This is a genomic window from Pseudomonas sp. (assembly GCF_030690725.1).
Taxonomy (GTDB): domain Bacteria; phylum Pseudomonadota; class Gammaproteobacteria; order Pseudomonadales; family Pseudomonadaceae; genus Aquipseudomonas.
In genome coordinates this window covers 178,290-192,381 of record NZ_JAUYGD010000033.1, presented here as the reverse complement: position 1 = coordinate 192,381, position 14,092 = coordinate 178,290, and the positions used below count along the sequence as shown (strand labels likewise).

The window sequence follows — 14,092 nt, the reverse complement described above, 5'->3', positions numbered from 1 at the left end:
GCCGTCTTCAGCCGTCTGCAGGCGTATTGATCAGCCACAGCACCAGCGCCGCCAGGGACACGTGCAGCAAGACGATCAACCAGAACAGCAGCTGATAACTCAGCTTGCGGTTCTTGTGCCGAATCAGCCGCTGCGCCAGCAACCCGCCAGGCCAGCCGCCCAACAACTCATACAGATGCAGGCGCGCCTCGGGCGTGCGCTGCTGACCCTTGATGGCGAACTGTTTGTCGCGGTAGTAGGCGATAAAGCAGATCAGGCTCATCAGCCCGTAAACCAGCACTAGCACAGACAGAACATCGACCCCGACCAGCAGCGGTTGAACCCGTTCGTGCCAGAGCTGCGCAACACCCTGCAGTAACGGTGGGTAGCTGGCGTAATCACTGACACTCAAGGCCAGGTTGCTGTGCGCGATGCTGCAGGGCTGATCGGTGTAGAGCACCACACCGTCAGGCTGCACGCATTTGTGCACCGCGCCCTGCGCCTGCGCGGCAACAGCCAGCGCGGCGAACAGGCCCATCCGCCAGGCCATTGGCTTACTCGGCGGCTGGAGCGCGGCGCTTCAGCGGGGCCAGGCCGTCCTGGCTGACCAGCACCGGCGCATCGGGTTTCGGCCGATTGATGGTGTTGCGCTTCGGCGCCTTGGCGGCTGGCTTTTTCGTGGCGAGCTTCTTGCCGGTTTTCGGATCGACCTTTTTCTTCTTCGGGCCAACCGCTTTGCCGGACGCCTTGAGGTTTTTCGGGCCCTGGTAGATGCCCTTGAGGTCCTTGATATTGCGGCGCTCGAAACGCTGCTTGAGGTAGCGCTCGATGCTCGACATCAGCGCCCAGTCGTTGTGGCAGATCAGCGAGATCGCCAGACCTTCGGCCCCCGCACGGCCGGTACGGCCGATACGGTGCACGTATTCGTCGCCGGAGCGCGGCATATCGAAGTTGATCACCAGATCCAGGCCGTCAACATCCAGGCCACGGGCCGCCACATCGGTGGCCACCAGAATCTTCACCGCGCCTTGCTTGAGGCGGTCGATGGCCAGCTTGCGATCCTTCTGGTCCTTCTCGCCGTGCAATACAAAGGTCTTGAAGTCGTGGGCAACCAACTTGCCGTACAGGCGGTCGGCTTGAACCCGGGTATTGGTGAAGATGATCGCCTTGTCGTAGGTCTCGTTCTTCAGCAACCACTCGACCAGACGCTCTTTGTGATGGTTGTGGTCAGCGGTGATGATCTGCTGACGGGTGCCTTCGTTAAGCTGGCTGACGCGGTTGAGCTGCAGGTGCTCAGGCTCTTTCAGCACCTTGCCAACCACTTCGCGCAGCACTGCGCCGCCACTGGTGGCGGAGAACAGCAGGGTCTGACGGTCGGCGTTGCACAGCTCGGACAAACGCTGCACGTCCTCGGCAAAGCCCATGTCGAGCATGCGGTCGGCTTCATCGAGCACCAGCACTTCGACTTCATCGAGCAGCAGGTTGCCGGCGTTGGCGTGTTCGATCAGACGGCCAGGCGTACCGATCAGGATGTCGACCTTGCGCAGCATGGCGGCCTGCACCTTGAAGTCTTCACCACCGGTGATCAGCCCGCCCTTGAGGAAGGTGAACTGAGCGAAGCGCTCGACTTCCTTGAGGGTCTGCTGCGCCAGCTCGCGGGTCGGCAGCAGGATCATCGCGCGTACGCTCATGCGCGGCGAGGAAGCGCCATCACCGAGCAGGCGATTGAGCATCGGCAGCACGAACGCTGCGGTCTTGCCGCTACCGGTTTGCGCGGTAACCCGCAGGTCTTTTCCTTGCAGCGCCAGCGGAATGGCCGCCAACTGCACCGGGGTGGGCTCGACAAATTTAAGCTCGGCCACGGCTTTGAGCAGGCGTTCATGCAGGGCGAATTGGGAAAACACGGGTATACCTCGACAAAAAATCAGCAATACAGCGGCATAGATTACCGGTTCTGCCGGCTAAAAGCCCGAACGGCCTGGCCAACGGCGTCTGTAGCCCAGTTGGCTGCCCTGCAGCAGGACGCTAAAACAGCGCTGCTCCTAGTGCGAATCAACGCCTCCCGTCAGGCCACTACGCAAGCGCCGCGTCGCGCCGGTAGAATGCGCGCCGCCGTTCAATCCCGGATGGCATGGGTTCCCTAACCCCATTCAGCAAAAAGGTTCCGTCATGCTTATTACCGCCCCTCAGCGCCTGCGCAATGCGCTTATTGCCCTGGTGCTGTTCCATATCCTGATCATCATCGCCAGCAACTACCTGGTGCAGCTGCCGATCACCCTGTTCGGCTGGCACACCACCTGGGGCGCATTCAGTTTCCCGTTTATTTTCCTGGCTACCGACTTGACCGTCCGCCTGCTCGGCAAACAGGCGGCGCGCCGGGTGATCGCCCAGGTGATGCTGCCGGCGCTGCTGATTTCCTACATCGTTTCGGTGCTGTTTCAGGAAGCCAGCTTTCGCGGCTTCGGCGCATTGCTGGAATTCAACGAGTTCGTCCTGCGCATATCCATCGCCAGCTTCCTCGCCTACGTGCTGGGGCAGTTCCTCGATATTCAGGTATTCGACCGCCTGCGCCAGCTGTCGCTGTGGTGGGTAGCGCCAACCGTATCAACCATCTTCGGCAACCTGCTGGACACCTACGCGTTCTTCTCGGTGGCGTTCTGGAACAGCAGCAACCCGTTTATGGCCGAGCACTGGGTGGAGATCGCCACGGTCGATTACGGGGTCAAGCTGGTGGTCAGCCTGCTGCTGTTCGTGCCGCTCTACGGCATGTTGCTCAATGCCATACTCCGCGTCATGACCGCCACCAAGGCGAAGACGGCCTGAGGAACCTTAGCTTCAGGACGACCTCCAAGGTTCATCCCCCGCTACGGAGTTCTGCCATGTCCCGTTCGCTGCCCCTGTTATTCGCCGGCCTTGGCCTGGCGCTAACACTCGCCAACGCCGAAGCCGCGCCCAAACATGACAAAGCCCACAAACATGGCGATGACAGCGATGTGCGCGTCGACATCCGTGGCCCGAGCATCGACATTGGCCAGGTGCGCATCATCCTTGGCGATAACCGCGACCTGATCGGCCCAGCCCAGTCTCTGCCACCGGGTATCCGCAAGAACCTGGCGCGCGGCAAGCCGCTGCCGCCGGGCATTGCCAAGCGCTTCGACAATCGCCTGCTCGGCCAACTGCCGCGCTACGAAGGCTACGAATGGCAGCAAGTGGGCACCGACGTGGTGCTCGTCACCCTGGCTACGGGACTGATCTACGAGATTTTGCAGAACGTGCTGGACTGAGCCCGCCAGGAAACTTTGTCCCCTATTGCCACTCCACTGACCAGGGGCTTCAACCGAGGCCTGCGTTTGTGACTGGGGACTCGCCATGAAACCCACCCTGATCTACTACGTAGCCGCCAGCCTAGACGGCTATATCGCTCGCCCGGATGGCCGAGTCGATTGGCTGGAAGCCATCCAGACCCCTGGCGACGACCACGGTTACCACGCCTTTTATGACGGCATCGACGCCCTGATGATGGGCCGCATGACTTTCGATGCACTGATGGACTGCGAGGGGCCCTGGCCCTACCCCAACAAACCCTGCCTGGTATTGACCCGCTACCCGCACCAGCACTTGCCGCCGGGCGTGAGCATGCGCCACTGCACGCCAAGCGAAGCCCTGACTGAGCTGGCCGCCCTGGGCCATCAACGTATCTGGCTGGTAGGTGGCGGCTCGCTGGCGGGCAACTGCTTCGCCGCCGGCCTGCTCGATGAGCTAGTGGTGAGCCTGGAGCCCTATCTGCTGGGCGCCGGTATTCCGATGTTTTCCAGCGGTCTGGAACGCAGCCTGAGGCTGCACGAACAACGCAGCTTCAGCAGCGGCGTGGTGCAACTGCACTATCAGGTGCTGCCGGAAAACCCTGCGGATGTCGTTCTATAACCCTTGCCGAGCCTGCTTGATCAACAGCCGCGCGCTGTCCCAGCCGACCAGCAGCACCGCCAGCCAGATCGGCAGATAGGTCAGCCATTGCGCGCTATCGAACTGCTCGCCGAGAAACAGCAGCGCCACCAGAAACAGCAGCACCGGCTCGACATAACTAAGGATACCGAACAGGCCCATCGGCAGCAGACGACTGGCAGCCATCATCGCGGCAAACGCCAGAGAACTGAGGATCGCCAGCCCCGGCAGCAGCCACCACAGCTGTGGCGCCTGGCTAAACAGCTGCGGCGGGCTCCACTGCAGCACCAGCCAGATTGCCACCGGAGCCATAAACAGCATCTCGAAGGCAAAGCCGGACAAGGCGTCCAGGCGCATCCAGCGGCGCAGCATAAAATACGGCGGGTAGCCCAGCACCGTGACCATCACCACCCAGGAGAACGCCTGGGTCAGCCACAATTCATGGGCCACCCCAAGCAAGGCGCAGAACACCGCCAGACGCTGCAACGGCCGCAACCGCTCGCCATAGAACACCCGCCCGGCCAGCACCATGGCCAGCGGCAGGAGGAAATAGCCCAAAGACACTTCCAGCATGCGCCCAGCCAGTGGCGCCCAGACAAACAGCGCCCATTGAATACCCATCAACAACGCGGCCAACGGCAGGCTGGCGAGCAGCAAAGGCTCGCGCCGCACACGACCGCAGGCAGCCAGCAGCACCGGCCATTGCCGCGACAAGGTAATCAGCAGCAACACCGCCGGCATCGACCAGAGCACCCGCTGGGCAAATACCTGCAAGCCATCCAGTGGCGCCAGCAGCCGCACATAGCCGGGCACCAGGGCAAACAACACCGAGGCAATAATCGACAGCGCCACACCGCGCCCAGACAGCTGCATCACATCACCCTGCTCAATCAGACCCCAGCATCTTGCCTGGCTTGTAGTTAAGACCACAGCCACAAAGCGACACAGCCAGGTACTTAAACAGCCGTACAGCGCAAAAATGCAGCGCATAAAAAAGCCCGCACGGCATCAGCCGAGCGGGCAGAGACGTCCAGGAGCACCGGACGCCAGGAGAGCAGGTAGTAGCGGAAAACTAGATGGCCTGGGCCAGTTGCGCCTTGGCCTGGTTCAGGCCCTTTTCGAGAAAGTCGCCGCCCAGATTGAGGCCTTCGGCGTGGATAAAGCTGACATCGTGGATACCGACAAAGGCCAGCGCCTGACGCAGGTAGGGTTCCTGGTGATCCTGAGTACCGCCGGCGTAGATGCCACCCCGAGCGGTCAGGACGAAAGCGCGCTTGCCGCTGAGCAGGCCTTGCGGGCCGGTTTCGCTGTACTTGAAGGTCACCCCGGCGCGCAGCACGTGATCGAGCCAAGCCTTCAGGGTGCTGGGGATGGCGAAGTTGTACATCGGCGCGGCCAGCACCAGCACATCGGCGGCCAGCAGCTCGTCGGTCAGCAGATTAGACAGCGCCAGCGCGGCCTGCTCGGCCTCACTCTGCTGCCCGGCCGGTGTCATCCAGCCACCCAGCAAGTTGGCGTCCAGATGCGGCACCTGATCAACCGCAAGGTCACGCACCTTGATCTGATCGGCCGGGTTGGCAGCCGACCAGTTGGCGATAAATTGCGCAGTCAGCTGACGAGAAACCGAACCTTGCTGACGGGCGCTGCTTTCAATTACCAGAACATTTGCCATGTTATTTGCTCCATCGAAAGGGTTGTTGAACTCGATGGGCAAAGAATAGGAGCGCACAATCCGATTAAAAAGCGCAAATACCTGCGCCAAACAATCTAATAATTTGATTTATAGCCAGCCCAGGCTTAGTCTCTGGGCTGTTGCGGCCAAGGACTGTCTAGCTCAGCTCGCAGGTCAGCTTGACCCGTAACTTGATAATGCTGCGGCTGAACTTCACCGCCAGGTTGCTGCTTTCACCGGCGGCCAGGCTGACCTTACGAGTGCGCGGCGCTTCAGGGCCGTTGCGGAACAGCGCCGTGCACTTGGCGTCGCTGCGGCCATAGTTGTACAGCTGCAGGGCGCCCATGTTGTGGTCGATTTCCTGGGTGGAGGCCGAGACTTCAGCGCCATTGAGCTGTTTCTCCACCTCAATCGGGTAGGCCATTACAGTCAGTGGCAAGCAGGCCAGCAGCGCACAACAAAGCTTTTTCATCAGGGCAGTCTCCGGCAAAAGACGGCCAGTTTAGGTTGATTGCGTCGGCATTTGCACCCTAGAACCTGTAGACGGGAAAACACCATGAAAGCCCCCCGCGTAACCCTCGACCAATGGCGCACCCTGCAGGCGGTGGTCGATCACGGCGGCTTTGCCCAGGCTGCCGAGGTGCTGCACCGTTCGCAATCCTCGGTCAGCTACACCGTGGCGCGTATGCAAGAGCAGCTCGGTGTACCGTTGCTGCGTATCGATGGGCGCAAGGCGGTGCTGACCGAAGCCGGTGACGTGCTGCTGCGCCGCTCGCGACAATTGGTCAAACAGGCCAGCCAACTGGAAGACCTCGCTCACCATATGGAACAGGGCTGGGAAGCCGAAGTGCGCCTGGTGGTCGACGCGGCCTACCCCAATGCGCGCCTGGTTCGCGCGCTGACCGCGTTTATGCCGCAAAGCCGTGGCTGCCGCGTGCGCCTGCGCGAGGAAGTGCTGTCCGGGGTGGAAGAAGTGCTCAAGGACGGCATCGCCGACCTGGCCATCAGCGCGCTGAATATTCCCGGCTTTCTCGGCGCGGAAATGAGCACTGTGGAGTTTGTCGCCGTGGCTCACCCCGAGCATGCACTGCACCGCCTGCAGCGGGTGGTGACCTTTCAGGATCTGGAAAGCCAGATGCAGGTGGTGATCCGCGACTCCGGTCGCCAGCAGCCGCGCGATGTCGGCTGGCTTGGCGCGGAGCATCGCTGGACGGTCGGCAGCCTGGCCACCGCCGCTACCTTTGTCAGCAACGGCCTGGGCTTTGCGTGGTTGCCGCGTCACCTGATCGAACGCGAACTCAAGGACGGGCTGCTCAAACCCCTGCCTCTGGATCAGGGCGGCAGCCGCAATCCGCTGTTCTTCCTCTATTCGAACAAGGACAAGCCCCTGGGCCCGGCCACGCAGATTCTCGTCGAGCTGATCCAGCGTTTCGACGCCGCCCCTTTACATGCAGCCTTTGCTGCGCCCCTGCCCTCGGCCTGATTAAGGAGTCCAGCAGATGTCCTATTTCACTAACGACGACTGCCAGCTGCACTACGAGGAATACGGCCACGGCGCGCCCGTGCTGCTGGTCCACGGTCTCGGTTCGAGCACTCGCGACTGGGAATACCAGATTCCCGAGCTGGCCCGCCATTACCGGGTCATCGCCCTCGATGTGCGCGGCCACGGCCGCTCGGACAAACCCCACGAACGCTACAGCATTCAGGGCTTTGCCGAGGATGTGGCAGCGCTGATCGAGCACCTGCAGCTGCCGCAGGTGCATCTGGTGGGCATCTCCATGGGCGGCATGATCGGCTTCCAGCTGGGCGTGGATCGCCCCGAATTGCTGAAGAGCCTGTGCATCGTCAACAGCGGCCCGGAAGTGAAGGCGAAAAGCCCGCGCGACTACATCGAGATTGCCAAACGCTGGAGCCTGTCGCGCCTGCTCAGCCTCGACACCATTGCCAAAGCCTTGGGCAAACTGCTGTTCCCCAAGCCGGAGCAGGAAGAGCTGCGGCAGAAAATCCTGCAACGCTGGCCGCAGAACAACAAGCGTGCTTACCTTGCCAGCCTGGATGCGATTATCGGCTGGGGCGTGCGGGAACGCCTGGCGCGAATCAGCTGTCCGACCCTGGTAGTCACGGCCGACCGCGATTACACCCCGGTGGCGCAGAAGCAGGCCTACGTTGATGAAATGGCCAATGCACGCCTGCTGGTGATCGAGGATTCGCGTCACGCCACACCGCTGGACCAACCCGAACAATTCAACAGCAGCCTGCTAGCCTTCCTTGCCGAAGTCGAACAGACCGCCCCCACTGCCAAGCAACAATAAGGACTACTACGCATGTTCAAGACCCTCACCCTCGCCGCCTGCTCCATCCTGTTTGCCGGCAGCCTGCTGGCCGCCGAAAACCCGAAAGTGCTGCTGACCACCAGCCTCGGTGAAATCGAGATCGAACTGGATGCCGAGAAGGCGCCGATCAGCACCGCCAACTTCCTCGCCTACGTCGACAGCGGCTATTACGCCGGCACCCAGTTCCACCGGGTAATTCCGGGCTTTATGGTGCAAGGCGGCGGTTTCGATGCCGACATGCAGCAGAAAAACACCCAGGCGCCGATCAAGAACGAAGCCGACAACGGCCTGCACAACGTACGCGGCACCCTGGCCATGGCCCGTACCCAGGTACGCGACTCGGCCACCAGCCAGTTCTTTATCAACCACAAGGACAACGCCTTCCTCGACCATGGCTCGCGCGACTTCGGTTACGCGGTGTTCGGCAAGGTGGTGAAGGGCATGGACGTGGTCGACAAGATCGCTCAGGTGCCGACCGCCAACCGTGGCGGCCATCAGAATGTGCCGCGTGAGCCGGTGCTGATCACCGAAGCCAAGCGTCTCTGATAACACCGCGCGGGGTGAGCCTGCTCACCCCGCGCGCTTTAACCCTGCTTTTCTGCGCGACACCCTCCCCGGCAAACTCGTTAGAATCGGGCGCTATTCCCTGATCTAGGCAGGATGCCTGACATGTTGTTTCGCCGTTTCGAACACCTTATCGACGTTTTCAAAGCCAGCCCGGATGTCGAGCCACCGGCCGGCATGCTGGCGTTTTATGCCTACTATTTGCGCCAGGTCTGGCCGTTGATGATCGCCGTGCTGGTGGTCGGCTTTGTCGCTGCACTGATCGAAGTGGCGCTGTTCAGCTTCCTCGGTCAGCTGATCGACATGACGCAGAACACCCCGAGTGGCGAGTTCTTCGAGCAACATCAAGGCACCCTGCTGTGGATGCTGCTGGTGGCGCTGGTCATCCGCCCGCTGGTCTTCGGTCTGCACAACTTGCTGACGCATCAGACCATCAACCCCGGCCTGACCAACCTGATCCGCTGGCAGAACCATCGCTATGTGCTCAAGCAGAGCCTGAGCTTTTTCCAGCACGACTTCGCCGGGCGCATCGCCCAACGCATCATGCAAACCGGCCCTTCGCTGCGTGACTCGGCGATGCAGGTGGTTGACGCGCTCTGGCATGTGCTGGTGTACGCCGTCAGCGCGCTGTACTTGTTTGCCGCCGCCGACCTGAGCCTGATTGCCCCGCTGCTGCTGTGGATAGTCGGTTACTGCGCGGCGCTCTGGTACTTCGTGCCACGTATCAAGGAACGCTCTGCGGCGGCCTCGGCGGCGCGCTCGAAAGTCATGGGTCGGGTGGTCGACGGCTACAGCAACGTCACCACGCTCAAGCTGTTCGCCCACACCCAGGTCGAGGAACACTACGCCCGCGAAGCCATGCAGGAATTGCTCGGCAAGGTGCGTTTGCAGTCGCGCATCATCACCACCCTGGATTTCCTGATCACCTGCCTCAACGGCATGCTGATCGTCGGTACCGGTGCGCTGGCCCTGTGGTTGTGGGATCAGCAACTGATCAGCACCGGTGCCATCGCCCTGGCGTTGGGCCTGGTAATCCGCATCAACGGCATGGCCGAATGGATCATGTGGGTGGTCAACGGCATTTTCGAGAACGTCGGCACCGTGCAGGACGGCATGAAAACCATCGTCCAGCCGCGCCAGGTACTTGACCAGGCGCAGGCCAAACCGCTGCACGTTAGCCAGGGCGCCGTGCAGTTCGACAACATCCACTTCCACTACGGCAAACGCAACGGCGTGATCGCCGGCCTCAGCCTGACAGTGGCGCCCGGCGAAAAAATCGGTCTGATCGGCCCTTCCGGCGCGGGCAAATCAACCCTGGCCAACCTGCTGCTGCGCCTCTACGACCTGGAGAGCGGGCGCATCCTGATCGACGGCCAGAATATCGCCGACGTGGCCCAGGAGAGCCTGCGCGCGCAGATCGGCATGGTCACCCAGGACACCTCGCTGCTGCATCGCTCGATCCGCGACAACCTGCTCTACGGCAAACCCGACGCCAGCGAAGCACAGCTGCTCGACGCCGTACGCAAGGCCCGCGCCGACAGCTTTATCCCGCTACTGGACGACGGCATGGGCGGCCATGGTTTCGACGCGCAGATCGGCGAGCGCGGAGTAAAACTCTCTGGAGGCCAGCGCCAACGCATCGCCATCGCCCGCGTACTGCTCAAGGACGCACCGATTCTGGTGCTGGACGAAGCCACCTCGGCACTGGACTCGGAAATCGAAGCAGCAATCCAGGAAAGCCTGGATACCCTGATGCAGGGCAAAACGGTGATCGCCATCGCCCACCGCCTGTCGACCATCGCCCGTATGGACCGCCTGGTGGTGATCGATCAGGGGCGCATTGTCGAAACCGGCAGTCACAGTGAACTGATCGCCGCAGGCGGCCTCTATGCCCGCCTTTGGCAGCACCAGACGGGTGGGTTTGTCGGCGTCGACTGAAGGGTGAGCTGACACTTGGCGAAGCTCAGTTGCGCGCATGGGCCATCTGAAACTTCGCCACACCTTCCAGCTTGGCTAGCTCATCGGCCATATCACTGATCCGCGCACTCTTCTGCCCGTCCACCGCCACGGCGACAAAGCGCCACTCCAGCTGGCCCTGATCAAAGCTCACGGTGAACGAGCCGCCGGCAATCACGTAGCCGCGCTCGCGGGCGATCTCACGTAAACGCGCTTCATGCGGGCGGACAAAACCGGGGGCGAAGCGCAGCACAATGGCCAGCGCCGGGCGCGATGGCAGCCGTGCTTCCAGCTTGGCGCCCCACATCATCAACCCGGCGGAAATCAAGCTGAGCAGCACCGCCGCGCCATAGAAGCCGACGCCCACCAGCACGCCAATCGCCGAAGAGGCCCAGATCGACGCCGCCGTGGTCAGGCCGCTGATGCTCATGCCGTCCTTCATGATCAGCCCGGCGCCAAGAAAACCGATGCCGGTGACCACGCCCTGAATCACTCGCGTTGGGTCAACACTGGCCAAGGAGTGATCGCCCAGCCAGTGCTGCGGGTACACGCAGAGCACCGTCAGCGCACAGGAGGCCATGCAGACCATGCCATAGGTACGCATGCCCGCCGCCCGGCCATGGTAGGAGCGCTCGTAACCGACCAGCAGGCCGAGCAACAGTGCGCCAAGCATATTCAGAAACAGGGTCAGATTGACCGCCACGCCCGGCAGCAGCCAGAACTCATCGACCAGGGCAAATGCACTCACAACACACCTCGCGCAACAGCGAACATGCTCTGAGCGTAGTTGCCGCCCCCGCAAACTGCGCACCGAAGCGAATGCCCCTGTAGTAGCGGGGGGGACGCCCAGTCACATGCCCGCGAAAAGATATTGGATACACCACCGTCGCGCAGGCCAGATCAAAGCCAGATGGCATTCCAGAACGGATAATCCCCGATCCGCTTGACCAGGCCCGCCCGCAGAGGATTGGCCACGATATAACGGGCGACTGCTTGCAGGTCTTGCTCTTCGCGCAGGGCGTGATCATGAAAAGCTTTCGACCAGAGCGACCCCGTTCGATTCAGGGTGCGATTGCTGTGGCGGGAGCTGGCGGACTTGAGCCGACTAACAACATCACAGAGGTTGTCGGTCTCTCCAAGCTGAAGCAACCAGTGCACATGATCCGGCATCAACACCCAGGCCAGCATGCGGCTAGTTCTGAGCAAGGCGGCATCTTCAAAACAGCGCGCGGCTACGCAGGCCGCAGGAAAGTGGAGAAACAACGGTTCGCGGTTTTGAGTTGTTGTAGTGATCAGATAAGCCGTATTGCAGATAGATGCTCGGCCATTGCGTAATGCTGCGTGCCCCGGTTTTCGGTAGCTGTAACGCTCATCCATAAGCGCTCTCCTTAAGAAGTTCGCGGGCATGGCCCGCTCCTACGTCGAGAATAGACTGACAACACGCTGTTTCTGTAGGAGCGGCCCATGGCCGCGAAAAATCTCAGCTATGGCGGTACGGCAGCAGCTCGCGTGCCTGCTCGGCATAACCGCGTACGCCGTGCTGTTCCTCGGCGAGAAAGTTCGCCACGGCATTGCGCAGGCCGGGGTGGCAGAGGTAGTGCCAGGAGTGGGTGATGACCGGCTCGAAGCCGCGAATCAGTTTGTGTTCGCCCTGGGCGCCGGCGTCGAAGCGTTGCAGGCCAGCGCCAATGGCAAAGTCCATCCCCTGATAGAAACAGGTCTCGAAGTGCAGCCGGTCAAACTCCGCCAGGCAACCCCAGTAACGCCCATACAGGCTGTCACCACCAACCAGGCTAAAGGCCATGGCCACCGGTTTGCCGGCCTGATGGGCGAGCACCACGCGGATCATCGCCGGCATGCGCTCGGCCAGCAGGCTGAAGAAAGCGCGCGTCAAGTAGGGGGATTGGCCGCGCACGCGGTAGGTGTTGGCGTAACACAGATAGACGAAATCCCACTCCAGCTCACTAAGCTGATGGCCTTCTCGCCAGTCAAACTCGATGCCCTGCCCCGCCACCTGCTCGCGCTCTTTGCGCATCTGCTTGCGTTTGCGCGAGCTGAGCGCATCGAGAAAGTCCTGAAAATCCCGGTAGCCGCGGTTGCACCAATGGAACTGACAACCCAAGCGCTGCAACCAACCGTCGCGGCCCTGTAGCAGAGTGTTTTCAGTCTCGGTAGTGAAGTTGATATGCAGGCTCGACAGGCCCTGCTGCTCCAGCCCAGCGCTTAGCTCATCAAGCAATTGCCCAGCCGCCTGCGGTGCGCCCAGCAGGCGCTGACCGGAAACCGGGGAGAAGGGAATTGCGCCGAGCAGCTTGGGGTAATAGTCGATGCCGGCGCGGTGACAGGCATCCGCCCAACCATGGTCGAACACATACTCACCATAGGAATGGCTTTTCACATAGCCCGGCATGGCCGCCAGCAGCTGGCCCTGCGCGCCCAGCAACGCGGCGTGAGCAGGCTGCCAGCCGGTGCGGCCGCCCACACTGCCACTGTCCTCCAGAGCCGAGAGAAAAGCGTGGCGCAAGAAAGGCTGCGCATCAGTCAGCAGAGCATCCCACTGACTGGCGGCAATTTCATGGATGGAGTTCAGTTGGCTCAGCAACATCGACGACTCGGCGAATCAGACAAGGCCGCACTATAGCGCCAAGCCCGGCGCCAGACACCTTGCCTGGCGCGATATGACCGTGTCAGCGCGTGGCTTTGTAAGCAACCATATATGGCAGCTTCTTACTGGCCATCTTGCCCATTTCCTTGCGGTCGACGGAGGAATAGCCGCCCAGCTCAGCCGCCTTGAAGCCGCTGTCACCCACCATGCTGTCCGCCTCCAGGGCGACCATCAGTTTGGCCGCTGCGCCAATCGCGTTGCGGTAGTCGCCCTTGTCGCGTAGGTCGTACTCGCTCAGGTTGAGTTGGCCGCGCAGCCAGTTGCCCCAGTAGAACTCGAGAAACTCCGGGGCCACGTCGCCCGAACGCGGTTTGTCGTAGGCCACTTCACGGGTGAAATACACCAGCGCGCGGTAGGGATCATCCGCCAGACTGCCCAGGCCAAGCTGCGCCGGAATCTGCTCCGCGGTGATCGCGTTGCCCTGGCCATCCCTGAGCCAGACCTTGCGTGCATCCTGCATGCGCTGCCAGAAACTGGCCAGGTCAGGGCTGTCGCTGAAGTTGTCAGTCACCTTGACCCACATCGGCAGCGTTGCGCCGCCTTCGGGCTGCTCCCACAGGGTGGTAAAGGTGTGGTGCCCATCGGTCAGGTACAGCTGGCCCTCGGGGCCGACCACTACGGTTTTCATTTCACTGCTGTTTGCAGCCACTGCGCCCTGGCAACTGAAGCTGTCCGGCTGATGCAGCTTGGCGCCCTTCGGCACCTCACGGCTTTCACCCTGGCCATTGGCCTCGCAGTACTCATCAAAGAGCTTGTTCGGCTCCTTGGCAAAGCGCCCGAGCTTGTAATAGATCTGGTCATACCCAACCACTGCCTGAGTCGGGTGCAACTGCTCAAGGCGGACCTGCAACAACTCACCGGGCTTGGCCGCACGGTAATCCTCAGCCACGGCCGCAGCGCTCAAACCCGTCATCAATAACAACACAGCACAGATGCGCATCAGGCTTTTCCTCACACAAAAAACTCGAAAAAAAGCCCCGC

Annotated in this window: 15 protein-coding genes and 2 pseudogenes; 7 read left to right on the top strand and 10 right to left on the bottom strand. The window is 61.6% G+C overall.

Features of this window, described 5'->3' with window-relative positions:
* Nucleotides 1-7: 7 nt before the first annotated feature.
* The 3 genes and pseudogenes from Q8O69_RS07385 to Q8O69_RS07375 all read right to left on the bottom strand — a co-directional run.
* A pseudogene (locus Q8O69_RS07385) lies at nucleotides 8-280 on the bottom strand (DUF1294 domain-containing protein); the annotation flags it as partial.
* Nucleotides 281-427: 147 nt separating this feature from the next.
* Nucleotides 428-517 (bottom strand): annotated as a pseudogene (locus Q8O69_RS07380) (hypothetical protein); the annotation flags it as partial.
* A gap of 16 nt (nucleotides 518-533) precedes the next feature.
* On the bottom strand, nucleotides 534-1,883 hold the full coding sequence (locus Q8O69_RS07375) for a DEAD/DEAH box helicase (protein ID WP_305590852.1): 1,350 nt from the start codon (nucleotides 1,881-1,883) through the stop codon (nucleotides 534-536).
* Between the two features lie 265 nt (nucleotides 1,884-2,148).
* On the opposite strand from Q8O69_RS07375, the gene Q8O69_RS07370 reads away from it, so the two are divergent.
* The 3 genes from Q8O69_RS07370 to Q8O69_RS07360 all read left to right on the top strand — a co-directional run bounded on the left by Q8O69_RS07370 (nucleotide 2,149) and on the right by Q8O69_RS07360 (nucleotide 3,903).
* Entirely contained in the window at nucleotides 2,149-2,802 is a 654-nt protein-coding gene (locus tag Q8O69_RS07370) for a 7-cyano-7-deazaguanine/7-aminomethyl-7-deazaguanine transporter (RefSeq protein ID WP_305590850.1), read from the top strand.
* A 56-nt stretch (nucleotides 2,803-2,858) separates the two neighbouring features.
* On the top strand, nucleotides 2,859-3,263 hold the full coding sequence (locus tag Q8O69_RS07365) for an anti-virulence regulator CigR family protein (RefSeq protein ID WP_275961119.1): 405 nt from the start codon (nucleotides 2,859-2,861) through the stop codon (nucleotides 3,261-3,263).
* An 85-nt stretch (nucleotides 3,264-3,348) separates the two neighbouring features.
* Nucleotides 3,349-3,903, top strand: a complete 555-nt coding sequence (locus Q8O69_RS07360) for a dihydrofolate reductase family protein (RefSeq protein ID WP_305590848.1) — start codon at nucleotides 3,349-3,351, stop codon at nucleotides 3,901-3,903.
* Here the strand turns inward: Q8O69_RS07360 and rarD are convergent.
* From rarD to Q8O69_RS07345, 3 genes are all read right to left on the bottom strand, one after another.
* The gene (gene rarD, locus Q8O69_RS07355) at nucleotides 3,898-4,794 is read right to left on the bottom strand and encodes an EamA family transporter RarD (protein ID WP_305590945.1); all 897 of its coding nucleotides are present in this window, start codon (nucleotides 4,792-4,794) and stop codon (nucleotides 3,898-3,900) included. The genes Q8O69_RS07360 and rarD overlap by 6 nt on opposite strands.
* A 199-nt stretch (nucleotides 4,795-4,993) precedes the next feature.
* Nucleotides 4,994-5,593, bottom strand: a complete 600-nt coding sequence (locus tag Q8O69_RS07350; protein WP_305590846.1) for an FMN-dependent NADH-azoreductase — start codon at nucleotides 5,591-5,593, stop codon at nucleotides 4,994-4,996.
* Nucleotides 5,594-5,750: 157 nt separating this feature from the next.
* Nucleotides 5,751-6,065, bottom strand: a complete 315-nt coding sequence (locus Q8O69_RS07345; RefSeq protein WP_305590844.1) for a 3-phosphoglycerate kinase — start codon at nucleotides 6,063-6,065, stop codon at nucleotides 5,751-5,753.
* Between the two features lie 84 nt (nucleotides 6,066-6,149).
* Here Q8O69_RS07345 and Q8O69_RS07340 point away from each other — a divergent pair, with 84 nt between their 5' ends.
* From Q8O69_RS07340 to Q8O69_RS07325, 4 genes are all read left to right on the top strand, one after another.
* Nucleotides 6,150-7,076, top strand: coding sequence for a LysR family transcriptional regulator (locus tag Q8O69_RS07340; RefSeq protein ID WP_305590842.1), 927 nt, complete (start codon nucleotides 6,150-6,152; stop codon nucleotides 7,074-7,076).
* A 16-nt stretch (nucleotides 7,077-7,092) separates the two neighbouring features.
* Nucleotides 7,093-7,905 (top strand): alpha/beta fold hydrolase, encoded by an 813-nt coding sequence (locus Q8O69_RS07335; protein WP_305590840.1) that lies wholly within the window; start codon nucleotides 7,093-7,095, stop codon nucleotides 7,903-7,905.
* Nucleotides 7,906-7,917: 12 nt separating this feature from the next.
* Nucleotides 7,918-8,472 (top strand): peptidylprolyl isomerase, encoded by a 555-nt coding sequence (locus Q8O69_RS07330; protein ID WP_305590838.1) that lies wholly within the window; start codon nucleotides 7,918-7,920, stop codon nucleotides 8,470-8,472.
* A gap of 123 nt (nucleotides 8,473-8,595) precedes the next feature.
* Nucleotides 8,596-10,428 carry an ABC transporter ATP-binding protein gene (locus Q8O69_RS07325; RefSeq protein ID WP_305590836.1) on the top strand — a complete coding sequence of 611 codons (1,833 nt, stop codon included), beginning with the start codon at nucleotides 8,596-8,598 and terminating at the stop codon, nucleotides 10,426-10,428.
* Nucleotides 10,429-10,453: 25 nt separating this feature from the next.
* Here Q8O69_RS07325 and Q8O69_RS07320 read toward each other — a convergent pair whose 3' ends face one another.
* The 4 genes from Q8O69_RS07320 to Q8O69_RS07305 form a co-directional block, all read right to left on the bottom strand.
* Nucleotides 10,454-11,194, bottom strand: coding sequence for an MgtC/SapB family protein (locus Q8O69_RS07320; protein WP_305590834.1), 741 nt, complete (start codon nucleotides 11,192-11,194; stop codon nucleotides 10,454-10,456).
* A 152-nt stretch (nucleotides 11,195-11,346) separates the two neighbouring features.
* A complete protein-coding gene (locus Q8O69_RS07315; RefSeq protein WP_305590832.1) occupies nucleotides 11,347-11,823 on the bottom strand; it encodes a transposase in 477 nt (158 codons plus the stop codon).
* A 103-nt stretch (nucleotides 11,824-11,926) separates the two neighbouring features.
* Nucleotides 11,927-13,051 (bottom strand): GNAT family N-acetyltransferase, encoded by a 1,125-nt coding sequence (locus Q8O69_RS07310; RefSeq protein ID WP_305590830.1) that lies wholly within the window; start codon nucleotides 13,049-13,051, stop codon nucleotides 11,927-11,929.
* A gap of 82 nt (nucleotides 13,052-13,133) precedes the next feature.
* A complete protein-coding gene (locus Q8O69_RS07305) occupies nucleotides 13,134-14,051 on the bottom strand; it encodes a ParB/Srx family N-terminal domain-containing protein (protein ID WP_305590828.1) in 918 nt (305 codons plus the stop codon).
* Between the last annotated feature and the right edge of the window lie 41 nt (nucleotides 14,052-14,092).

What these genes read in the sequence shown, in the direction of transcription:
- Q8O69_RS07325 (WP_305590836.1), top strand. Translation starts at nt 8,596, where the DNA reads ATGTTGTTTCGCCGTTTCGAACACCTTATCGACGTTTTCAAAGCCAGC.
- Q8O69_RS07360 (WP_305590848.1), top strand. Translation starts at nt 3,349, where the DNA reads ATGAAACCCACCCTGATCTACTACGTAGCCGCCAGCCTAGACGGCTAT.
- Q8O69_RS07340 (WP_305590842.1), top strand. Translation starts at nt 6,150, where the DNA reads ATGAAAGCCCCCCGCGTAACCCTCGACCAATGGCGCACCCTGCAGGCG.
- Q8O69_RS07350 (WP_305590846.1), bottom strand. Translation starts at nt 5,593, where the DNA reads ATGGCAAATGTTCTGGTAATTGAAAGCAGCGCCCGTCAGCAAGGTTCG.
- Q8O69_RS07345 (WP_305590844.1), bottom strand. Translation starts at nt 6,065, where the DNA reads ATGAAAAAGCTTTGTTGTGCGCTGCTGGCCTGCTTGCCACTGACTGTA.
- Q8O69_RS07365 (WP_275961119.1), top strand. Translation starts at nt 2,859, where the DNA reads ATGTCCCGTTCGCTGCCCCTGTTATTCGCCGGCCTTGGCCTGGCGCTA.
- Q8O69_RS07315 (WP_305590832.1), bottom strand. Translation starts at nt 11,823, where the DNA reads ATGGATGAGCGTTACAGCTACCGAAAACCGGGGCACGCAGCATTACGC.
- Q8O69_RS07305 (WP_305590828.1), bottom strand. Translation starts at nt 14,051, where the DNA reads ATGCGCATCTGTGCTGTGTTGTTATTGATGACGGGTTTGAGCGCTGCG.
- Q8O69_RS07310 (WP_305590830.1), bottom strand. Translation starts at nt 13,051, where the DNA reads ATGTTGCTGAGCCAACTGAACTCCATCCATGAAATTGCCGCCAGTCAG.
- Q8O69_RS07370 (WP_305590850.1), top strand. Translation starts at nt 2,149, where the DNA reads ATGCTTATTACCGCCCCTCAGCGCCTGCGCAATGCGCTTATTGCCCTG.
- Q8O69_RS07335 (WP_305590840.1), top strand. Translation starts at nt 7,093, where the DNA reads ATGTCCTATTTCACTAACGACGACTGCCAGCTGCACTACGAGGAATAC.
- rarD (WP_305590945.1), bottom strand. Translation starts at nt 4,794, where the DNA reads ATGCAGCTGTCTGGGCGCGGTGTGGCGCTGTCGATTATTGCCTCGGTG.
- Q8O69_RS07330 (WP_305590838.1), top strand. Translation starts at nt 7,918, where the DNA reads ATGTTCAAGACCCTCACCCTCGCCGCCTGCTCCATCCTGTTTGCCGGC.